The organism is Psychrobacter sp. R86515 (genome assembly GCF_042466315.1).
GTDB lineage: Bacteria > Pseudomonadota > Gammaproteobacteria > Pseudomonadales > Moraxellaceae > Psychrobacter.
Window position 1 is genome coordinate 1,524,002 of sequence record NZ_JAXHCC010000001.1, and the last position, 22,696, is coordinate 1,546,697.

The 22,696-nt window shown below is 42.5% G+C and carries 20 protein-coding genes; 13 read left to right on the plus strand and 7 right to left on the minus strand.

Annotation, left to right across the window (positions count from 1 at the left end; all coding sequences use genetic code 11):
* The first annotated feature begins 48 nt into the window (after positions 1-48).
* Entirely contained in the window at positions 49-981 is a 933-nt protein-coding gene (locus SJY28_RS06525) for an electron transfer flavoprotein subunit alpha/FixB family protein (RefSeq protein WP_379543860.1), read from the plus strand.
* 206 nt (positions 982-1,187) lie between these two features.
* Here the strand turns inward: SJY28_RS06525 and SJY28_RS06530 are convergent, their stop codons facing one another.
* Both SJY28_RS06530 and SJY28_RS06535 read right to left on the minus strand, forming a co-directional pair.
* A complete protein-coding gene (locus tag SJY28_RS06530; RefSeq protein ID WP_379543861.1) occupies positions 1,188-1,982 on the minus strand; it encodes a TrmH family RNA methyltransferase in 795 nt (264 codons plus the stop codon).
* Positions 1,983-2,087: 105 nt separating this feature from the next.
* A complete protein-coding gene (locus SJY28_RS06535; protein ID WP_379543862.1) occupies positions 2,088-3,071 on the minus strand; it encodes a class 1 fructose-bisphosphatase in 984 nt (327 codons plus the stop codon).
* 389 nt (positions 3,072-3,460) lie between these two features.
* Here SJY28_RS06535 and SJY28_RS06540 point away from each other — a divergent pair, with 389 nt between their 5' ends.
* The 3 genes from SJY28_RS06540 to SJY28_RS06550 are packed head-to-tail and all read left to right on the plus strand — an operon-like array spanning position 3,461 to position 6,345.
* The gene (locus SJY28_RS06540; RefSeq protein ID WP_379543863.1) at positions 3,461-4,534 is read left to right on the plus strand and encodes an aspartate carbamoyltransferase catalytic subunit; all 1,074 of its coding nucleotides are present in this window, start codon (positions 3,461-3,463) and stop codon (positions 4,532-4,534) included.
* Positions 4,535-4,592: 58 nt separating this feature from the next.
* The gene (locus SJY28_RS06545; RefSeq protein ID WP_191114803.1) at positions 4,593-5,804 is read left to right on the plus strand and encodes a dihydroorotase; all 1,212 of its coding nucleotides are present in this window, start codon (positions 4,593-4,595) and stop codon (positions 5,802-5,804) included.
* A gap of 55 nt (positions 5,805-5,859) precedes the next feature.
* The gene (locus tag SJY28_RS06550; RefSeq protein ID WP_379544943.1) at positions 5,860-6,345 is read left to right on the plus strand and encodes a DUF2127 domain-containing protein; all 486 of its coding nucleotides are present in this window, start codon (positions 5,860-5,862) and stop codon (positions 6,343-6,345) included.
* Positions 6,346-6,423: 78 nt separating this feature from the next.
* Here the strand turns inward: SJY28_RS06550 and SJY28_RS06555 are convergent, their stop codons facing one another.
* From SJY28_RS06555 to SJY28_RS06565, 3 genes are all read right to left on the minus strand, one after another.
* A complete protein-coding gene (locus SJY28_RS06555; RefSeq protein WP_298810407.1) occupies positions 6,424-7,698 on the minus strand; it encodes a sodium:proton antiporter in 1,275 nt (424 codons plus the stop codon).
* A gap of 154 nt (positions 7,699-7,852) precedes the next feature.
* Positions 7,853-9,469 (minus strand): DUF2254 domain-containing protein, encoded by a 1,617-nt coding sequence (locus tag SJY28_RS06560; protein WP_298810404.1) that lies wholly within the window; start codon positions 9,467-9,469, stop codon positions 7,853-7,855.
* Complete coding sequence (locus SJY28_RS06565) at positions 9,462-11,045, minus strand: YihY/virulence factor BrkB family protein (protein ID WP_379543864.1); 1,584 nt, start codon at positions 11,043-11,045, stop codon at positions 9,462-9,464. The genes SJY28_RS06560 and SJY28_RS06565 overlap by 8 nt, the downstream gene beginning before the upstream one ends.
* A gap of 256 nt (positions 11,046-11,301) precedes the next feature.
* On the opposite strand from SJY28_RS06565, the gene wrbA reads away from it, so the two are divergent.
* Together wrbA and SJY28_RS06575 are read left to right on the plus strand one after the other, a co-directional pair.
* Positions 11,302-11,919 carry an NAD(P)H:quinone oxidoreductase gene (gene wrbA / locus SJY28_RS06570; RefSeq protein WP_057758854.1) on the plus strand — a complete coding sequence of 206 codons (618 nt, stop codon included), beginning with the start codon at positions 11,302-11,304 and terminating at the stop codon, positions 11,917-11,919.
* Positions 11,920-12,059: 140 nt separating this feature from the next.
* A complete protein-coding gene (locus SJY28_RS06575) occupies positions 12,060-12,509 on the plus strand; it encodes a hypothetical protein (protein ID WP_379543865.1) in 450 nt (149 codons plus the stop codon).
* A 110-nt stretch (positions 12,510-12,619) separates the two neighbouring features.
* On the opposite strand, the gene SJY28_RS06580 is transcribed toward SJY28_RS06575, so the two are convergent.
* A complete protein-coding gene (locus tag SJY28_RS06580; protein ID WP_379543866.1) occupies positions 12,620-13,399 on the minus strand; it encodes a DUF3108 domain-containing protein in 780 nt (259 codons plus the stop codon).
* A gap of 478 nt (positions 13,400-13,877) precedes the next feature.
* Here SJY28_RS06580 and groES point away from each other — a divergent pair, with 478 nt between their 5' ends.
* The 3 genes from groES (at position 13,878) to SJY28_RS06595 (ending at position 17,043) form a co-directional block, all read left to right on the plus strand.
* Complete coding sequence (groES, locus tag SJY28_RS06585; RefSeq protein WP_057758860.1) at positions 13,878-14,168, plus strand: co-chaperone GroES; 291 nt, start codon at positions 13,878-13,880, stop codon at positions 14,166-14,168.
* 119 nt (positions 14,169-14,287) lie between these two features.
* Positions 14,288-15,937, plus strand: a complete 1,650-nt coding sequence (gene groL, locus SJY28_RS06590) for a chaperonin GroEL (protein WP_101204842.1) — start codon at positions 14,288-14,290, stop codon at positions 15,935-15,937.
* Positions 15,938-16,143: 206 nt separating this feature from the next.
* Positions 16,144-17,043, plus strand: a complete 900-nt coding sequence (locus SJY28_RS06595; RefSeq protein WP_379543867.1) for an HNH endonuclease — start codon at positions 16,144-16,146, stop codon at positions 17,041-17,043.
* Between the two features lie 136 nt (positions 17,044-17,179).
* Here the strand turns inward: SJY28_RS06595 and SJY28_RS06600 are convergent, their stop codons facing one another.
* Entirely contained in the window at positions 17,180-17,635 is a 456-nt protein-coding gene (locus SJY28_RS06600) for an Lrp/AsnC family transcriptional regulator (protein ID WP_057758867.1), read from the minus strand.
* A gap of 147 nt (positions 17,636-17,782) precedes the next feature.
* Here SJY28_RS06600 and SJY28_RS06605 point away from each other — a divergent pair, with 147 nt between their 5' ends.
* The 4 genes from SJY28_RS06605 to SJY28_RS06620 all read left to right on the plus strand — a co-directional run bounded on the left by SJY28_RS06605 (position 17,783) and on the right by SJY28_RS06620 (position 22,675).
* Complete coding sequence (locus tag SJY28_RS06605) at positions 17,783-18,700, plus strand: DMT family transporter (protein ID WP_379543868.1); 918 nt, start codon at positions 17,783-17,785, stop codon at positions 18,698-18,700.
* Positions 18,701-18,718: 18 nt separating this feature from the next.
* Positions 18,719-19,897, plus strand: coding sequence for an aromatic amino acid transaminase (locus tag SJY28_RS06610; protein ID WP_379543869.1), 1,179 nt, complete (start codon positions 18,719-18,721; stop codon positions 19,895-19,897).
* Between the two features lie 66 nt (positions 19,898-19,963).
* The gene (locus SJY28_RS06615) at positions 19,964-20,590 is read left to right on the plus strand and encodes a glutathione S-transferase family protein (protein ID WP_379544945.1); all 627 of its coding nucleotides are present in this window, start codon (positions 19,964-19,966) and stop codon (positions 20,588-20,590) included.
* Positions 20,591-21,070: 480 nt separating this feature from the next.
* On the plus strand, positions 21,071-22,675 hold the full coding sequence (locus tag SJY28_RS06620) for a hypothetical protein (protein WP_379543870.1): 1,605 nt from the start codon (positions 21,071-21,073) through the stop codon (positions 22,673-22,675).
* Positions 22,676-22,696 lie beyond the last annotated feature (21 nt).

Genomic DNA, 22,696 nt, shown 5'->3' on the forward strand with positions numbered 1-22,696 from the left:
CAAACAACCGCATGAATAGATAATACGAATATATAAAGGACTAAAACCATGGCAATTTTGGTATATGCAGAACATGACAATGCCAGTCTAAAAAAGGCAACTTTAAACACGATCGCTGCTGCTAAACAAATGGGTGATGATATCCATGTATTGGTTGCTGGTAGTGGTAGCCAGGCTGTTGCTGATGAAGCGGCAAAAGCAGAAGGCGTGACTAAAGTACTATTGGCTGACAATGCTGCTTATGAGCATCAATTGGCAGGTAACGTGGCACTATTGGTTGCTGATATCGCTAGTGATTACAGCCATATCCTAGCGGCTGCGACCACGACTGGTAAAAACTTTATGCCACGCGTTGCTGCGTTACTTGACGTAAGCATGCTGTCTGAAATCTCAGGTGTAGTAGATGCGCAAACGTTTGAGCGTCCTATCTATGCAGGTAATGCAACGGCGACAGTAAAAACAACAGAAGACAAAGTGGTACTAACAGTACGTACTACTGCGTTTGACCCAGTGGCAAGCGAAGGTGGTTCAGCGACTGTTGAAACTATCGACAACGTACAAGAAACTGGTAAAGCTAGCTTCGTTAACGAAGAAATGGCTAAGTCTGATCGTCCAGAATTGACCTCAGCTGGTATCGTTGTTTCTGGTGGTCGTGCCTTGGCAAACGGTGAAAACTTCACCAAGTACATTGAGCCATTGGCTGACAAGCTAGGCGCTGCTGTTGGTGCATCACGTGCCGCTGTTGACGCAGGATATGTACCAAATGATATGCAGGTCGGTCAAACGGGTAAAATCGTTGCACCGCAGCTATATATCGCAGCTGGTATCTCAGGCGCGATTCAGCATTTGGCTGGTATGAAAGATTCTAAAGTCATCGTTGCTATCAACAATGACCCAGAAGCACCTATCGCTAGCGTTGCTGACTACTTCTTAGAAGCTGATTTGTTCGAAGCATTGCCTGAGCTAACTAGCAAGGTTTAATATATAGTCACAGAACTACTAAACAGCTACGGCGTTACCCTTCTGAGATGTACTACTTGTACAATCTACAGTCGGCTGCCTTTTATCCGTTTTAGACTTCTTTGACTACATCAGTAGTAGACAGATAATAAAAAACCCACTATTAAATGATAGTGGGTTTTTTTATGCTTGATAGATAGGGTTTTAATAGCAATCATAAACGGACGCTAAGAGTATTGTCTTTGTCGTAAGGTTTCATACAGACATAAAGAGCCTGCAATCGCTACATTTAAGCTCTCCTGACCATTTGGCTGCGGTAAGGCTATCGGCGTGGCACATTGCATTAAATCGTCGCTAACGCCTTGACCTTCATGACCCATAATCCAAGCCACAGGCGCAGATAAATCGTGCTCGTAAATGATAGTATCTGTATGTGAGCTAGTCGCCAAAAGCGGCACTTGTACATGATCTAAAATATCTTGCGTACTCAAGCCTTCATAGATAGTCAGGGCAAACTGTGCACCCATACCTGCTCGTAGCGTCTTGGGAGACCAAGCTTGAGCGGTCGCACTGGTACATAGAATATTGCGGATACCAACGGCTGCAGCTGTGCGTAGCAGCGTACCGACATTCCCGCTATCCTGCACATCGTTCAAGATTAAGCAGTCTTCATCGATCATCGATAGACTAGGCGTTGGTACTTTGATTATCGCCATGATATCGATGCCAGCACCCAAGCTACGAATACTCTCATAGAGCGCATCTGATAAAGTGAGGATAGGTGTATAAGTGGGCAGGCGAGTCAATATCTGCTGAACTTCAGGGTGGCTACGCGCTGACTCAGACAGTAGTATCTGAGCGAAAGGATAGTCACTACGCAGGGCGGCATCTATCAAATGGACACCTTCTATAACTGTCTGACCGTTCTTTTTACGCTGGCGTGCTTGGGACAACAGTGCTTTTACAAGCTTCACTGTTGTGTTCTTATCTGAGGTAATCAGCTCGGTGGGATTTAATACCATAGTGGATCGCTTAGAGAAGGGTAAAGGAGTCGTTTAAATAACCAGCAGAATACCTATTATTAATTTAGCATTCTGCTGGCTGTTCTTAACAGGTGCGTCAATCAATTATTTTTCAGAATAATTGACGTGTAAGTCTTTCACGTAATTGACTTCATTTTTGCTACCGAGTACCACAGGAACACGCTGATGAATATCAGTCGGTTCGATATCTAGGATGCGATTGACGGCGTCTGTCGCACCGCCACCTGCGCGCTCAATCAATAAGCTCATTGGGTTGGCTTCATACATCAAGCGTAGTTTACCCGCTTTGTGAGCGTATTTGGTATCAAACGGATAAGTAAATAGACCGCCGCGACATAAGATACGATGGACGTCACCAACCATGGCGGCTACCCAACGCGTGTTAAAATCGCGTCCACGTACGCCTGCTTCACCAGCGATGAGCTCGTCGATGTACTGTTGCATCGGGGCGCGCCAGTAGCGATAGTTTGAGCTATTGATAGCATACTCGCTCGTATCGGTATCGATTTGGACGTTGTCTTCTATCAGCACATAGTCAGAAGTTTCTGGATCTAGGCTAAACATCACGACCTTGTCTGCGATAGTCAGCGCCAGTACGGTAGACGTACCATATAGCAGATAACCGGCTGCTAGCTGTTTATTGCCGGCTTGCAAATAGTCGCTGTTTTCACTGGTTTGACCTTGACGCTCATACGGTAAAACAGAAAAAATCGTACCTACAGCCATATTGATATCGATATTTGATGAGCCATCTAGTGGGTCAAATAAAACCAATAAACTACCATCGTCATTAGCAGGTGTCGCGTCATCGAGCTCTTCTGACGCGACACCAGCACAATGGGTATTTTTTGCCAATGCATCTAGCAATAAGTCATTGGCCAGTACATCTAATTTTTTCTGCTCTTCGCCTTGGACGTTTTGATTACCAGCTTCGCCCAAAATGTCTGCTAAAGCGCCTTTTCTGAGCAGTTGTGAAATCGTCTTACCGACATCAGTGACAGTGGTAATCACATCGTTAAGTGCAGGGCTAGTGGCATGTTGGTTTAGATAGTCTGCTAAGGTCGTCATAAGGCTTCCTAATAAATGATATGGAAAGTAAAAGAACGGATAGGTGTCAAAGTAAAGAAGTAGGTGGCGTTTCGCACACCTGAAATAGGTAAATTCTTAAATAGCTAATACGGCATCTTTGTCCCGACCACAAAATCGGCTACACTATATCTATTGTTATTCATTTATAGTTTTGTCAGAATTATTCTCTATGAGAATACAGCATGTCTACTCACGCTTTCTGATTGTCTGCTGAGGCTATTTTTTGGTCGAGTTTGATTACGGTAAATTGTAGCAAATAAGCGTCAAAAAGTCCTTTGTATCTATGCCTATCAGTGATAAATGATCGAACAAAGATGAATAAGTGATTACTATAGACTCATATAAACCCACAATAAAGACTCGCCATTATGTCAAATTCTATCGATAGTAGCGCTACACAACCAGTCTCACCGACTGATTATGCAAAATTTGATCCCAGTACGATTCATCAAAGACTCAATACCTCATTGAGTCGTCCGCAGCTCAACACTGATGGCAGTATTAGGCATTTTTTAGGTGTTGAAGGTCTTAATAAAGCACAGCTCAAAGCTATTATCGCAAAAGCAGAGACTTTCTTTGATGAAAATGGACAGCTAATCAATCGTCCTGAGTTAGACGGCTATACGGTCATGAATTTGTTTTTCGAACCATCGACTCGTACCCGGACGACATTCGAGGTGGCAGAAAAACGCTTGGGTGCCAATGTACTCAATATCGATATCGAACGTTCTAGTACCAAAAAAGGCGAGAGTCTGCGTGATACGCTGTGGAATCTACAGGCAATGACCGCGGATATCTTTGTAGTACGCCATTCAGCATCAGGTGCCGCGCATTTTATGGCGACAGAAGTGACGCCTGATATCGCTATCATTAATGGTGGTGATGGCTGGCATGCGCATCCTACTCAGGGAATGCTCGACATGTTGACTATTCACCGTGAAGCGCCGCGCCCATTTGAAGAGCTGTCTATCGCAATCGTTGGTGATATTAAGCATTCACGCGTGGCACGCTCCGATATCAGTGCACTGCAAACGCTAGGTGTGACAGACATCCGTGTTTGTGCGCCGCGTACTCTACTGCCCAAAGGTATCGAACGTTTCGGTGTGCAGGTATACGAAAACATGGACGAGTGTGTCACCGATTGTGATGTGATCATGGGCTTAAGAATACAAAATGAGCGTATTGGTTCGCCGCTATTGGCATCATCAAGTGAATACTATAAGCATTATGGGATCACGCCAGAGCGCATAGCTCTTGCCAAGCCAGATGCATTGGTGATGCATCCAGGGCCGATGAACCGCGGTGTTGAGATTGCCTCTAGTGTGGCTGATGGCGCACAATCCGTTATCTTAAAGCAGGTAAATAACGGTATTGCTATTAGAATGGCAGTCTTATCACTTGCGATGGAAGGTCAACGTGCTCATCAAGCGGCTGGTAAGTAACAGGCTGCCGCGCGACTTATTCTCATTTATTTCATTTTATTGATACGGTAATAACGTTATGTCTACCATGCTTAATACGGATGCACCCATTCTTGACCATTTACCAAAAGCATTTAAAGATGCATTGCCGCAAACTGCAACAGAAAAACTGTCTACACTCGATTCTGGCCGTGAAATGTGGTTATTACCACCACTAGTAGATCTATGCGCGCGCTTGCGTGAGCCAGGCCAACAGCAACACGGTACGCTAAAATCAGAAGGCAGTGCTGCACGTGGTAATGGGTTCTTGCATGTAGTCACACCGCCTGACACCAATCCTATTTTAGAAAACGGCTCACTCTTGAAAGGTTTACGTGAGCGCGCCTTGAGTGATGGCGGGATTTACTTGCATATTTTGGGTGCATTGACCACAGGGTTAGAGGGCGAACGACCGTCTAATATCGCAGGGCTTAAGAAGGGCGGCTGTATTGCGGTATCTAATGCGCGTAGACCTTTTCGTAATGACTTAGTATTGCTACGTACACTAGAATACGCGGCGACTTTTGGTATGAAAGTATTCTTTTATCCTGATGAGCCAAGTCTGTCTGGAGATGGCGTGGCACATGAGGGCTATATTGCTTCTTATCATGGTCTGCAAGGGATTCCTTGGATTGCGGAAACTGTTGCATTGTCTACGCAGCTGCTGATGGTTGAAGAGACTGGAATCGCTGCCCATTTTAGCCAGTTATCATGTAAGTCTTCGATTGAGCTTATGCGCTGGGCAAAAGATAAAGGCTTGCCTGTTACGTGTGATGTTGCGATGCATCAGCTGTATTTAACTGATGATAACCTTGAAGGCTTTAATGCTCAGGCATATGTGTTGCCACCACTGCGTAGTAATACGGATCAGCAGGCAATTCGCCGTGGATTAAAAGATGGCACTATCGATGCTATTTGTAGTCATCACGAGCCACTAAATAGCACCGCCAAAAAAGCACCATTTGCTGAAAGTACGCCAGGTATTTCAAACTTCGATACGTTTATGGCGTTGGCTTGTCAGCTGGTCAATGATGAGGTATTAACACTCTCGCAATTAGTAGACAAAATCTGCCTGAATCCTGCAAAAATCGCTGGTATCAGTGAGCAGTATGAAGCTATCGGCGGTGCAGTATTAGTCGATCCTAACCTTGAGTGGCAAGTAACCGCGCAATCTATGCTATCGAGTGGTAAGAACACGCCGTTTTTCAATCAGCAGTTGCAAGGACGTGTTGTGGAGACATTCTTTGGCTAATTTGCCCCGACAGGATGACCGTCTGCCGCCATCCTCGAAGGATAAAGGGGTTACTATGAATGGTCAGCAAGAAAAATCGCGCAGTACGGCGAGTGAGTCTATCAAAGCAGTGGCCATTTATGAGGTAGTAAAAGGTGTTGGTGCGTTACTAGGAGCAGGGGCATTATGGTGGTGGCATACCAATCTTGAGCATTGGCTGACGACCGCAACGGTTACTTGGCAGCGCAGCTTCGGCCATATGCTTGCCCCGCAAATCGATAGTGCCGTACGTATTGCTCAGCAAGCAAGTAAAAACTGGCCGATGTTTTTATTATTGATATTCGCTTATGCCAGTTTGCGCTTCCTAGAAGCATATGGCTTATGGCATGACAAAACATGGGCGTATTGGTTTGGGGTACTAGGCTACGGAGTATTTATTCCTATAGAAATCTACTATCTGATCGTTAGCCCGTTTGACTGGTTTAAGCTTGGGATATTGGTTTCTAATCTGCTCATTATTATTGTGGTTTATCGTAATATGAAACGAAAGGGCTTGATATAACGTTTAAATTTAAGTCAAAAAATCCAGCATAAGACAAGTATCTCATGCTGGATTTTTTGTGCCTGCTATATTTTTGGCTTATACTTCTACTGTTTTTTCATCTGTACGAATGCTTTTAGCGACTTTTCCAACGCTCAGACCTTGTACCAAGATAGAGAAAATCACCACTGCATAAGTGAGTGCTAATAGAATCTCTCGTTCAGCTCCGATAGGTAGCTGTAATACTAGCGCGACTGAGATACCTCCGCGTAAACCGCCCCATGTCAGGACTTTCCATGCGCCCGTAGGCAAATCAAGCTGACGATGAAAAGTCTTGGTCGTCATACCTACCACGATAAACCGTGCAATGAGCGCAATCAAAATCGTCAAACCACTCGCAATAAATAAATTGCCTGAATAAGCAATCATCACAACTTCTAGACCGATGAGCACAAATAGAATGGCGTTTAAAATCTCGTCAATCAATTCCCAGAACAAGTCAATATAGTGCCGTGTCTTATCACTCATGGCTAGCTCTCGACCACGATTACCAACCATCAGACCCATCATGACCATGGCGAGTGGCCCTGATAAATGCCAATGGCTGGCCAGTGCATAGCCACCGATGACGCCCGCTAATGTTAATAGTACTTCTTCTTGATAGCTATCAATGCTCTTGAGCAAGTAGTACAAAATCGCACCAAGTACCAGTCCGAATACAACGCCGCCACCAGCTTCAACCGCTAATGTATGTGCGACATAGTTGGCAGTAGGAATATCGCCGCTAGATAAAATTCCTAGCAATAAAACGAAGATGACCACGCCGATACCATCATTGAACAATGACTCGCCAGCGATGACAGTCTCGATACTCTTTGGAGCGCCTGCTGATGAGAGAATGCCCATGACAGCAATAGGATCGGTAGGGGAGATAAGCGCACCAAATAACAGGCACCAGAGAAACGGTAAGCCGAAACCGAATAATGGCAGCATAAAGTAAATCGCAGTCGCAATGAGCATCGCTGATATGATCGTACCAAGTCCGGCAAGGATGCCGATAGGTAACTTGTAACGTCTTAAATCACCAATATTAACGTGTAATGCACCTGCGAATAGCAACATTGATAGCATACCGTCTAAGAGTACTTCGGTAAAATCAAGCTGCTCCAGTAAGCTGACCTCGTAATCAATCAGCTGATCAAACCCTAAGAAGCCTAAAAATATCGCACCGATTGACAGTAAGATAGAGATGACCATGACACCGATAGTGGTCGGCAAACCAATAAAACGGTGATTAATATAAGTTAATGAAGCGGTAATCGACAAAAATATGGCGCTGATTTCTAGAATGGTGAGGCTGGTTGCAGATGCCATAAAAAGTAGGTCTCATATGAATATAAAAAGTATCTAAAGCGCAGGGCTTATAGGGACGTTGTAAGTGTTGTTAGCTATAGGTGTTGTGCTTATAAGTAAGGTGTTTATAAAGGCTGATACGGCCGTTTATTTAAACAATTAATTGGTCATGTCATTAACTAGACTGTGTCTGTAACGCTTGACGAATATCCGCTTCAAACTCACTAACATAAATAAAATGCTTGTGCTGCGCATCTTTATCAAGGATAAATTGCTTGGCTTGTTCGCACATAGCGACCAAGTCATCGACCAGCTCCTGATAATTTAAATTCTCTTCTCCGGCGCGCTGAATCAGATGCAATTCATGTAATAGCGTTTGCTGCTGTGCGCTGTTTACTCGTGCATAGTTCAAATTGACCATTGCCTGACATAATGCTTTTAAGACCATTAGGTCAGCAGCTGCATAACGACGTATCTCACCGAGTGATACATTGATAAAATCAGAGATTTTGGGGATATGAGTGACTAGTGCCAATATGGCCAGTCGCTTCTGTTTGACAGTATTTTCAGAGCTATCGTTAGTGTCTGATTGCGGTATGTGAAAATGATAAGGGCTCGGTGGCTGACGACGCATCATGATACTCAGACAGCTGGTTAAAGACTGGACGCAATTGACCGCAGTCTTTGGATCATTGATACCAGGGGATAACGCGCGTACAGCAATCTCCGTCATTTGACCTAAGCTATAGGCAATGTCGTTAGAGTGCGCCAATCGTTGCTCAAGTCGTAGGCAACCTGCAAGACGTTGCCAAAACAGTCCATCAGGTGCTCTAGGTATTACTGCTAGATGCGGTGTTGCTGTCCTTTGGCGATTATTTGGATGAGATGCAGGCCGCTGATAAAAGTAGCCAATGACGTTTTTGTCAGTGACGTAATTACCGAGGTTGACATGCATTTGTACCACGCCACCATAATCCTGTGACAGCGCAATCAATGACTCAAGATAAATCTGCTGTAAATAACCTGAATTTGGTGAATAAATTGGCATAGCAGGCCAGTTCTGGAACTGCTCGATATCATGGTGCTCAGCATCGCGTTGATGTTGAATATCACATCGATCGTTATACCAATAGTAAATGTTTGCAATTGCATCGTTGCTAGCATTTTGAATGACATGTGACGCCTGAATAGCATGCACCATATGCTGTACAAAATAAACCAAGAGCAGCGCACAGATAATCGCCATAATAATGGCAAAAGTCACTGCCAATTGCGGTACACCAAAAGCTACGTCAGACTTATGGATCGACTTTAGTACCAGTAAGCTATAGCTAAATGTACCGATAAAAGCGCCAAGGACAAACTGGTTTGGGGTATCAGTCAAAAAGTTACGTAGCAGTCTTGGGCCAAACTGTGAGGATGCCATCGACAGGACGGCGATCGTAATCGAAAATGTCGTACCGGCCACGCCCAATACCGCACCAGCGATGGCTGTCATAATCGCGCGCGCCGCCTCGTCATCACCAGTAAAGGCAAAGGATATCTCTTTTACCGTTTCACGATCAAAATGCTGATCAATCGCGACTAGTAAAGGAGCAAGCAAAATACCGACGATGACACAAGCGGTTGGAATAAACCAATAAGAGCCAATCAGCCATTGCCACAAGTTATTTAAGCGATCAGGCAAGTCGGTCAGCGTTTGTATTGACCACAACTTAGTGAACTGCTTAAGCCTGTTTTGACCTGCATTGATCGTACGTGTCCAGACACTGTCTCCATCATTTTTATTCACTGTGATGAGCCTTAGGGTTATCTGCTTCTGTAATAATAGCGTTTTTGTGCGTACGTCTGCTCATATTTGTCTCAGCATGACTCTCACTAGTCCCTAGAGGTATGATGGCTTCATTGTCGTGATCGTCATACTCAATATCACTGTCTTTATCATAAGCCATAGGCTCTAGGTGCGGTGAGGCTTCAATATTTGAATCATTACCGTTATAAATATTCTCATTATGTCTATCTAGATTATCATGTCGTTGTACATTTTCAGTGGCGGCAGAGGTTTTTCTAAATAATTTATGGTCATCGCTATGCTTACTGTTAGATTGTTTACGCGGTTCGCTATTGGCAAAGATAGCATTTAGCGGCAGATGCAGTTGCTGTTTGGCGTACGCCTCAGTATTTTCAAAGCGTTTTACCAGTAAACTTAGCCAAGGCTTTTGACCTTCCAATTTCATCTCATCCAACTCGTCCTTGATAGGAAGTGGGTAGGGCAAGGTACGATAAAAGTCCCATAACGTCATCCTACTCAGGTCTCTTTTGAGTACATAGTCGTCATCATCTGTCATGGTAATCAGATTGCTGTCTTGTAGGTAGTTGATATAGGTATACCATTTTGGCAGCTCTTTGCGACCTAAGACATTACGCAGTGCTTGCTCGCTAACAGCTTCACCTTTTAAGTGGTGGGTATAAACCAAATTCAACATGTCTAACAAGCTGAGTAACGGGTGACGAGGGTAGACTTCTTCTGTCTCAAAAATCGTCAAGGTATAGCTGATCTCAACGCCTAATAAAATCAAATTCCACGACAGATAAATCCATAGTAGAAAGATAGGCAGTGCGGCAAAAGCGCCGTAAATCGCTTCGTAGCTGGTAAAGTTAGCCATCACTGTACCAAACAGATGCTTCATTAATTCAAAGACAATGGCCACAAACACGCCAGCGATAGCTGCGTTCTTTGCTGGTACGCGCGCCTTTGGAATAAACCAGTACATACCGATAAAGCCCGCCATCGTAATACCAATCGATGCCATTTGTACCCAAAAGCTCCAGTCGATACCGTAGCCTGCAATTTGACGATTAAGAAAACTCAGACTCTGTACGGTACTGGAAGCGATAAAAGCGGTACCCAATACCAATGGTCCCAACGTAACGATAGTCCAATAACGCAGCATGCTTTTAATGCCACCAGAGCGATCTTCTACTCGCCAAATTTGGTTAAACGCGCGCTCAATAGTGGTCAAGGTCATGATAGTCGTAAAAAATAAAATCATGGCACCGATAATGGTTAGGTTGGATGACTTTTCGGCGAAGCTATTAATGTACTCACTAACTTGCATGCTCGACTGCGGTAATAGATTGCTATAAATGACGTCATAAATCTGAGCTCTAACCGACGCGAGTGCTGGTACGGATGACAAAATCATTAGTAATACCGTTAATACCGGTACGATCGACAGCATAGTGGTGTACGTCAGCGAAGCTGCCTTTTGCTGGCAATTATCTTCAAAAAAATGCCGAGTCAAAAACCGTAAGAACTGAAACCAGCGCTGTTGTAAAAACGGGATTTTTTGAGATAATTTTTCCATGTCGACCATTAAGCAAAAGTAAGAGTGACAATAGTGTAACAAAGATGAACGGTTATCATCTGCGGTTTAATTGTGTCAAAATGCACCACGTAGCACATCAGATACAATATAAGTCAGGTTATCAATCATGGTTATTTGCATGACAGTGAATGACTCGGGCATAATGTGCACATATTCTACAATGCCAGTTAGTCGTATATTTCGCCGCATTTTTGGTGGCTAGTACGACTAACGATTTTATAAGGAAGCTTTGCTAATGAGTCAGACCGACCCTTATGTTTTGGTGCTTTATTATTCTAATTACGGTACGACTAAGACATTAGCATATGCTATCGCTCAAGGTATTGAAGATGCTGGCATGACTGCGCGTATCCGTACGGTACCGACAGTGGCACCTGAAACCACGTCAAGCAAGCCTGCGATACCTGATGAAGGCGACTTGTACTGTACGATGGACGATCTAAAAGACTGTAGCGGTCTTGCGCTTGGTAGCCCGACGCACTTTGGTAATATGGCCGCACCCATGAAGTATTTTTGGGATAATACCGTGACCTTATGGCTGGCAGGGAACCTACAGAACAAGCCTGCATCAGTGTTTACGGCGACAGGCTCTATGCATGGTGGCCAAGAAACAACATTGTTGACGATGATGTTGCCGTTGATGCATCACGGTATGGTCATCGTAGGTGTGCCCTATGCAGAGCCAGCACTGAACCGTACGCATCGCGGCGGTACACCTTATGGTGCTAGCCATGTCAGCGGAGCATCACATGATCAGCCAATATCTGCTGACGAGCGAGATTTGGGTATTGCGCAGGGTCGCCGTTTAGCGATTACTGCGGCTGCATTAGCGCAGGCTAATTGGGGCCGATAAGTAACTTTTATAAACCTGCTGTCTAGAATTGTCTAAGTCTCAAAGTTTATGATTAAATGCTTATAACCACTCGGTTATAAGCAAGCACTAACTATTCATATTCAGCAGTATATTATTCATTTAGGAAATCAAAATATCTAATGGCCACAACCCGCTCTAATACAAAGCCTCTTAAAACGGTTAAGGCTATCGCACCTATTGCACAGCGCTTAAAGGTTACGTGGTTAATTTGGCTCGTTTATAGACTGCTCGGATTGCCTATCTTTATTAGTATCTTTAATCCTAGTAGCCCTGATATCGTTGGCGGTATTGCTTGGCAGGCGTTATGGCTAGTGCCAGCATTGATTTTGACGCCATGGATATTGCGTGGTCGTTCACCTTATGCGTTGTTGATAAGTAGTATGTTTACCCTAGTATATTTGGGCGCGAGTGGCGTGGTGCTGTTTACTCGTATATATGGCAGTAGTTGGGCAGAAATCGCCGTGTATTTAGTGGATTTTTTACTATTGCTTGCTATCAATATTTGGCTATTTATTCTGCTCAAACGTTTGCCTTCGATGAACAATGTTGTGAAGAAACCTCGTCAATAATTGAGGTTATCTGAAGCCTAATAAGTTATACCTATCAATCTAACATCATAAAAAAGCGGCACTCCATCTGGGGCGCCGCTTTTTTGTTTATAACTTTCAAGATAAGTAGATTAGTTAATCTTAGTCAATTCTAAATCCATTTTCTTACCATCGTTAATTTGGCTAACTTTAACTGGCATATAGTCCAAGCTTGGGGCTAACCAAAAACTGGTAGAGCGGCTATCGTCATCGTGGACGCGGTCAACACGTACCGTATCAAAGGTACCCGCTGGTACGGTAATCTTAGTGCTGCCTGACTTTTTAAATGGCGTCTTCTCAATTTTGTCTTTTTTCGCCATGTAGTAGTTGCCAGAGAATTTACCGTTTAATAAATCCTGACGAATCTGTACCTCAAGGCTCAAGTCATCAAAGGCTTGTTGCGACATATTCATAGTCGTCGACTTGCCCTTATAGTTACTGGTGACTTTTTTGCTGCTTGGGTTAAAGTCTAGTTTGTGCGTGCGGCCCATGCCAAGTAGTTTGTACGTAGTGCTCGCCTGTGTGGGGCTAACGTTGTTGCCATTAAGCGTAAAAGTGCTGTTTTGCGAGGCACTAGCCACACCAGCGACACGAGCCTTAACGTTATATTTCCACGTATTACCAGATTTGCTTAGCGTACGAGTTGCTGTGCCTTTGTATTTGTCCTCAACGGTAAAACTATAATCGGCAGTTGATGGTTGGACGGTTTTTGCGCTGGCAAGGGTGGGTGCGGTCATACTCAAAGCTCCAACGGTAGAGATACTGATGCCTGTCACTAAGGCAGATAAAAATTTAGATGGACTGCGTTTTGCGTTATTAGCATTACTAACATTGTCGCTTGATGACTTTTTGTGCATTGATGAAAAACTCATAGATACCCCTTCATTAATTTATTGCCGATATAGCAATTATTTTTCGTTCGTTCTTATTATGTTTACCAGACCTATAATGGTCATACGCTGTTACATTTTCAAGCGTAGTGTCATACCGCTTCGTGTAGAGCTTGTAGCAAATGTTTCTATAGCTAATTTGGCATTGGTCAAAATATAAATTCAGCTCGCTAATATTTTAAATATTCTTACTTCTTGTTCTTCATTTGATTAGCATATTGGTTTTACTAAACGTAAAGCATCGATATTAGATGTTGGTTGATAAATTTTTGCAAAATAATCTTGTAAATTTTTGGGCTTTACACTTGAACCGAACTCACCTTGCCCCCACTTTTTGTTACAAGCTCAAGGCTTATCTATAAAGCGTTGTTTTTGGCAGTGTTCCCTATAGATACTGGTATTGAGACCATTAATTCAAATAAACCCTTAATTTTATTAACCAACTTTTGGAGTCATATCGATGAACATTCGTCCTTTACATGACCGTATTGTCGTCCGCCGCATAGAAGAAGAAACAAAGACAGCTGGTGGTATCTTGCTTCCTGGTTCAGCACAAGAGAAACCTTCACAAGGTGAAGTGCTTGCAGTTGGTAATGGTCAAGTTCGTGACAACGGTGAAACTCGTGCGTTAGATGTAAAAGCTGGCGACAAAGTTTTGTTCGGTCAATATGCTGGTCAAACCGTAAAGGTTGACGGTGAAGAACTATTGATTATGAAAGAGTCTGATGTATTGGGTGTGCTAGAAGGCTAGTCCTTTTGAGTATTATTTTATACTCAGCACATTTTGATAGCAGTTTCTAATAATCGCTTTTGATAAGCAACTATCAAATCAATTGTATTCTCATACTTATAATAGTGGAGTAATTTAACATGGCAAAAGACGTAAAATTCGGCATTGATGCCCGTAAACAAATGATGGACGGCGTAAACGTTCTAGCAAACGCAGTACGTGTAACATTAGGCCCTAAAGGTCGTAACGTTGTTATCGATAAATCATTTGGCGCACCTACCATCACTAAAGATGGTGTATCCGTTGCCAAAGAAATCGAACTAGAAAACAAATTCGAAAACATGGGCGCACAGCTAGTACGCGAAGTTGCTAGCCGTACCAATGATGTTGCTGGTGATGGTACAACCACTGCGACTGTATTGGCTCAGTCAATCTTGCAAGAAGGCATGAAGTCAGTTGCTGCTGGCATGAACCCGATGGATCTTAAGCGCGGTATTGACAAAGCGGTACGTGAAGCGGTTAAAGAAATCCATAAACTATCGACGCCAGCTGACGATCACAAAGCAATCGCTCAAGTTGGTTCTATCTCTGCAAACTCAGACACCAAAATCGGTGAGCTGATCTCGCAAGCGATGGAAAAAGTTGGTAAACAAGGCGTTATCACTGTTGAAGAAGGTTCAAGCTTTGAAGATACCCTAGAAGTTGTAGAAGGTATGCAGTTTGACCGTGGTTATATCAGCCCATATTTTGCTAACAAGCAAGACAGCTTAACTGCTGAATTTGAAAACCCATATATCTTGCTAGTTGACAAAAAAATCAGCAACATTCGCGAAATCGTGCCATTACTTGAGCAAGTAATGCAGCAGAGCAAGCCGTTGCTAATCATTGCTGAAGATGTAGAAAACGAAGCACTAGCAACACTAGTTGTAAACAACATGCGTGGCGGCTTGAAAACTTGTGCCGTTAAAGCACCAGGTTTCGGCGATCGTCGTAAAGCAATGCTAGAAGACATCGCAACGCTAACTGGCGGTACTGTAATCTCTGAAGAGATTGGCCTAAGCTTAGAGACTGCTACTCTAGAGCAACTTGGTACTGCTAAGAAAGTGACTGTCGGTAAAGAAAACACCGTTATCGTTGATGGCGCTGGCAACAAAGCTGACATCGAAAACCGTGTTGAGTCTATCAACCGTCAAATCGAAGAGTCTACTTCTGACTATGACAAAGAAAAGCTACAAGAGCGTGTTGCTAAACTAGCAGGCGGCGTAGCAGTTATCAAAGTCGGCGCAGCAACCGAAACAGAAATGAAAGAGAAGAAAGACCGTGTTGACGATGCGCTACATGCAACTCGTGCAGCGGTTGAAGAAGGCGTTGTACCTGGTGGCGGTGTTGCGTTAGTTCGTGCGATGAATGCATTGTCTGAACTACGCGGTGATAACGACGACCAGAACGCTGGTATGAACATCCTACGTCGTGCGATGGAAGCACCACTACGTCAAATCGTAACCAACGCTGGCGAAGAAGCTTCAGTTGTGGTTAACGAAGTGAAGAGTGGCAGTGGTAACTACGGTTACAACGCAGCGACTGGCGAATATGGCGATATGCTAGAGATGGGTATCCTTGATCCAGCTAAAGTTGCTCGTTCAGCGCTAGAAAATGCTGCATCTGTTGCAGGCTTAATGCTAACGACTGAAGTTATGATCACTGACTTACCGCAAGGTGATGACGGTATGGCTGCTATGGGCGGCGGTGCTGGAATGGGCGGTATGGGTGGAATGGGCGGCATGATGTAATATATGTCGTTCATGTATATAAGTCTTAGTGTTATAGTTTTTGTTCCATAGCACTTTGTGAAATGAGACCCCAATGAGCGTTAGCTTATTGGGGTTTTTTATGTCTAAATTTCATATAAATTTATTACAATTGTATAAACTATACTTCAGCTATTATTTAGACTTGAAGTATAAATAATTATCAATAAATTTCTGAAGGATTGAATATGCAATTATTTTTTCACGATGTTGGCTTGAAAGGTTCAGCAAGAGATTTTCCTAAAACTATTTTCAGTGAAATCTCGGTAGAGCATATTCTTCAGAATGTCCCAGCTGATTTAAAAGATGAAATGAGTAAGAGACTAAAAGAGAGTTTTCCTGATGGTTTCTGCAACGTATGGGGAGTTCCTGCAGGCGCTAAAAGTGTCATTAAACGTTTGAATGTTAATGATGCAATGCTGTTAATAAGAACAACAGGTGGTTCAGGAGATTTGCCAGCTCTTTGTATAGTTAAAGAGTTTTGGAGAGAGCCAATGTCAGAACTGTCTAACTTTCTTTGGGAGAGCGGCCATTACCCTTTTGTTTTTTTCTTTAAAACACAAAAAATCGAACTCACTTGGAGTCAGTTTAAAGAGCACGTTGGTTATAAGATGAATTTTAGACCCAGTGGTAATGTTTACAGAGTCAAAGAAGCAGACAGCAAACTATCAAGTTTTGGCAATGTTGAAAGTTATATTGATTTTTTAATCAATGGATTAAAGATAAGTGAGTCAGTATTACAGTACCAAATTGATGCCTCTGGTCATGCTAGTGAATATGAAGAAGGTGAACGGAAACTTAGGGAGGTATCTTATTTTGCAAGAAACCCTCAGCTAGTAAAAGCAGCTAAGGATATTTATGGTTATACATGTCAAGCTTGCACATTCAATTTTGAAGACGTTTATGGAGAGTTAGGTAAACATTACATAGAGTGCCATCATCTAAATCCTTTATCTGAAAGAGAAACTTCTTATAGGAGTTCAATTGACGATGTTTGTGTACTTTGTTCAAATTGCCATCGTATGATTCATCGTCCTAATTCTACACTTACACTGAAACAGCTCAAAGAGCAGCTAGAAAATTATTGAAAGTGATGCAAGAAAAGGAATATAAGATATACATTTTCTCCAATACTATCTACTAATTCATTGTATCTCGCTTAACTCAAATGAAATCATAAAGGGTCGATTGAGACATTATTCTCTTAGTCGGTATAAAAAAATCTCACACAAAAATAGGTAGAGTCGTCTTATTGATTACCTTTCTCACCGATAAATGAGTATGTATGTCTTTTACGCTAGCAAGCTTGTGTAGCTTACGGGTGAACCGCTCATAACCATCGAGATTGGGGCTCACCACTTCTAATAAATAATCGTAAGAACCCGATACCACATGTCCATTAATCACCTCGTCCATATTGGAAAGGGCACGCTCGAAAGCTGCGATAGATTCTTCTTGGTGGCTGTTGAGACTGACTTCCACAAAGAAACTCATCGCAATACCCGCTTTGGCTTTATTTACGTTTGCTTGATAGTTCTCTATATAACCTTCATCTTCCAAACGTTTTAGGCGTCGCGCGCAAGGAGACGGCGACAGCCCTATACGTTCGGACAATTCCGCCGTAGATAAGCGCGCTTCTTTTTGGAGCACTTCCAAGATATGGCGGTCGATTTTGTCCATAATTTACCTTTTGGCTTTTTATGCCAATAATTTTTATTTAATTAGCATTATCCACCAAATATTTGTAAAATTGCAATGAATAAATAGAGATAAAAGCGCGTATTTTAATCGATAATTGGTCTTTGTATACCAGCATAAGACACGACTATGAATACGATATTCCATCCCTCATCGCGCAAAAATCCTTTGTTTGTAATGTCGCCACTAACCAAAGGCTATGTGGCGATGAGCGTCGTATTATTGATTTGGTCAGGCTTTGCGTTGACTGTACGAGCGGTTGGAGCATCGTCGCTAACTATTGCCGATGTCATGCTTATTCGCTTTAGTGTACCGCTGGTCTTATTGACTCCTTGGGTACTCTCTAGTTTGAATGAAGTCAAAAATATAAGACTGCCAGACATCATGTTTGTTTTACTTGGTGGCGTGCCTTTTCTTTTATTGGCCGCTTTTGGTGCAAGTACGGTACCAGCAGCTTACGTTGGTACTATTTTGACAGGGACACCAGTCTTCTTTGCCGCAATATTGTCTTTTATTTTTTATCGTCAGCGAATATCATTGAAGAAATTTGCCGCATTAATCCTTATTCTTTTTGGTATCGCTACTATGATTGGCGGGCGTGCACAGTCAGTGCCTAATAGTCTTCTGTACGGTGTAGGGTTACTGTTGATGGCAAGCCTGATTTGGGCGGGTTATACCTTAGGGTTAAAAAGCACCAAGTTGAGTCCAATCGCTATTGCTATCGTGCTCTCTTATACCTCGTTTTTTCTGACATTGATGATGGTCCTGTCTGGTATTGTGGAGACCAATATAGGTTCTGTATCTTTTGATGAAGCGTTTCCGTTTATCCTAGTACAAGGACTTGGTGTAGGGGTGGTATCAACTATTGCATTTTCTTATGCGGTCAAAAAACTGGGCTCCATTCGTACCTTATTACTTGGCTCTTTGTCACCAGGATTAACCGCTATACTGGCTACGCTGATACTCAATGAATCTTTATCGGTCATTATGATATGCGGCATCGTACTCAGTACCATTGGCGTCATTTTGTCCAATCGAGCAAAATAAATTAATTGAGGAAGTATCATGATGTTAAACAATATGCCTATCATTAATGGTGATCCATTGTGGGCGTTGTTAGGTAGGTTTCGTACTGACCAGCGCAAACATAAAATAGATCTATTGGTTGGTGTCTATCGGGATGAGTATGGCAATACGCCTGTGATGAAAACCGTGCAAGACGCAGAAATGCATCTTGCTCATGAAGCTCATTCGAAGGCTTATGGCATGTTATCGGGTAACGCTAGTTTTAACCAGCAAATGGCGAAATTTGTACTGGGTGACAGTCCAAGTCTAAACAAACAATGCACGATTCAGACGGTTGGGGCATCAGGTGCGTTACGACTCATTGCGGATTTGATCGCTACGCTCTCTCCAGATTCAACCGTTTGGATCAGTGACCCTGGCTATATCAATCATCGTCCGCTAATGGAAGGTGCTGGGTTAGCAGTTAATACGTATCCTTGGCAAAATAAAAATGGCCAGTTAGATATGGATGCGTGTTTTGCTGCGCTAGAAGAAGCAAAAGAAGGAGACGTGTTGTTATTACATGCGTGCTGCCACAATCCTACCGGTATAGATCCTTCTTTAGAGCAGTGGCAACTGTTTTCTGATAAATGTAAACAGAAAAATATTGTCCCGTTTATTGATATGGCGTATCAAGGTTTTGGAGATGATCCTGATGCCGATGCTGCAGGACTTCGTTTAATGATTGAAGACGCTGATTTTGCATTTATCGCCGCCAGCTGTTCAAAGAACATGGGTCTATACAATGAGCGGACGGGTATTGCCATGGTGGTAACGACGAACCATGAGCGTCACGCAGGTATACAGACACTTTTAGAAACCATCACACGTGCCAACTACTCTATGCCGCCCAACCACGGTGCTGCAGTGGCATCTTATTTGCTAGACAAACCAGACGATTGGCTAGACGAGCTGGCAAGCTACCGCGATAGGGTAGATACTATTCGCCAAGCATTGGGCACAGCATTAAAAGATAGAGGTGCACCTGCAGAGTTTTTGGATATTTCGCACCAAAAAGGCATGTTTTCTCTATTACCGCTAACAGAAAATCAAATGCTGATACTGCAAGATGAGTTCGCTATCTACGGCATGCCAAATGGCAGAATCAATATTGCCGGTTTGAAAATGACGGAAATCCCTCAACTGGCGGACGCTATCATGTCGATTATTTCACGTTAGAGAATAATCTTTATTATTCAGTGCAATATTTTATGCATTAATCGCAACGTCAAGAAGGACACGACTATTTATACTTTATATTGGGATAAGGGTGGTGCCAATATGGCCACCCATGCTGTCTTTGAAGAGTTAGGCGTGTCTTATGAAATGATAGAAATAGACCTGTCTAAAAACATGCAAAAATCAGCTGAGTATCTAGCCATTAATCCAAATGGCAAAGTACCTACGTTAGTGCATCAGGGACAGGTTATTTATGAGTCTGCAGCAATTTTAATGTATGTGTTAGATCAGCACCCAGAGTCTGGGCTAGCACCTGACACAGGATGCTCTAAGCGCGGTGTCTATTACCAGTATTTGTTTTGGATGTCTTCTACACTACAAGAAGCTGCCAATCGTTGGGCACATCCCGAGCAGTACATTAGCGGCGAGCACAATTTGCAACAAGTGAAAGATAAAGCGAATGACGTACTAACCCACTGCTGGGATATTATTGAAAAGGGATTGGTGAGTCATGGTCCATGGTTGTTGGGCGATAAATTAAGTGGGGCTGATTTTCATTTATTTATGATTGCTCACTGGAGTCAGCGATATGCGAGTCGAGCACAAGACTGGACACACCTAAGTGCACACTATCAAGCCATGCTAAACCGCGCCTCGGTACAAGAAATGATGGCACAAGAAGGGTTGTTGTAATCTGTTCATATGTTCAACTAAAGGATATCTAATGATTGGGCTAGAAGCACTGAATGCAATGCTTCTAGTGACTGTAGTAAATGTATTTTATATCAAGCTACTGGCTTGATTCGCCTCGTCTAAACGACCACGTCTTATCATCAGACGCCTCGATGCAGTAATAATATCCCGCCAAATTAAACTGTTTTAGCTGTTCAGCCTTTCACTTTATATTGACCATTTTCTCACCTTTCTCGATGAATCGCGTTTCGCTAAAAGTATGATTTTGTCATAAAGTCTATTTGGCTATTAGAAGTTCTATTATCGAAAGATAGCAGGGCTTTTTTGTGTCTAATTTAATGGTGAGTTTCTTTTAACATGTACTACTATATATGTTATTATTTGAATATATGATGGAGTGACAATTCAATTAAAAGGAGTTTGGACACGTGTTGCGGGTCAGAATGCGCAAAATATCGTGTGCCATTTAATGTGATCACGATGAAGAAGATTAGACTTGGAATCCTTGTAGAAGATAAGACCTTGGCGTGGTACAACTTTGAACCACTTAAGTCATTAGTGGATGAAGGAGTTGTTGAGGTTTGTATCGCTATTCAACGAAATATAAAACAAAAACGCAGTGTACTAAAGTCTATTCCCCTAATTAATCAAAAAATATTCTCTTCTCTTTCTCGAACTAAGAGTAATGCTAAGCATTATTCTATCCACGACTTATCAAAAAATGGCTCAATGCCTACTATCATGTCTATACCGAAGCAGGGTGAGTACACTGAAGAAATTGAAGATTCAGTGATTGAGAAAATCGAAGCGGCGGATTTAGATTACCTGCTTAATATTGGTTTCAGAGCGCTGACAGGAAAAATTTTAAGTATTACAAAAAATGGCGTGCTTTTTTTTCATTATGGCAACAATGCGATACAACATGATAAGCCTACGTTATATTGGCAGTTTGCTGAACAATGGGAAAGTAGTGTCGTGACTCTGCAATTATTAAATGAACATCTTAATGTAGATAAAGTTGTAGGGGAGGGTTATGGCACGCTATTTTATTGGGATTATAACTTAACTAAGCGTAAGTCAAATGGGATAGCAGCATCGGTATTATATTGGTACTTCCATAGGAATAGAGTTGGAGTTAATACCGGAAAGCCTATTAAGACAACTGGCGAACACACGGTTCATCACAAACCCGACTTATCAATGACCATCAAACACTTACCTAGATTCTTAAAATATTATACTGTCAAAACTTTTTATAAGAGTTTTTATCTCAATCAGTGGAGCCTCTTTATTGGATCTGTTGATCAACCAATACATACATATACAGAAATACCGCCTGCGAAAGGCTGCTTTTGGGCTGATCCTTTTTATATTGAACACGACTCAAGACGTTACATATTTTTTGAGAGTCTGAACTATAAAGAGAATATTGGTCGAATAGAGTGGATAGAACTAAATAAAAGCCGTCAAATTATTGACACTGGCCTCGCAGATTTAGGTATTAGTACGCATTTAAGCTTTCCCAATGTGTTTGAGCATAAAGGTGCGGTATATATGATTCCAGAAGCTGCAGATACTCATTGTATCAACTTATTGAAGGCAGTAGATTTTCCCCGAAAGTGGAAGAAAGTTAATGAGTTAGTTTTGGGCATTCAGGCAGCAGATAGTGCAGTCATAGAGCACAATGGATTATGGTATCTTTTTACAACGCATGGTTCAGTTTCAAATATGACAATAGATTTAGAGCTGCATATCTATACTTCTGACAGCTTAGAATCAGATAACTGGGTCATTCATCCTTGTGCACCATTCAAGATTGATGTGCGTGGCTCACGACTAGCGGGAGCACTATTTCGAAAAAATGGTCAGTTATTTCGTACTGCTCAAGATGGAACTATTAGATACGGGCGTAGGATTGCTTTGTACCTAGTAGAAGAGCTAACACCGACGTCTTATAAAGAAACTTTTGTACGTTATATTGAACCGGACTGGGAGACAGATATTGATCGTCTCCATACCTATAATATTTATGATGAAACAGTGGTACTTGATGTATCAAGAGATAAGTTGCGTTTTAGAATATAGGTACTAAAACATTTAGTGGTT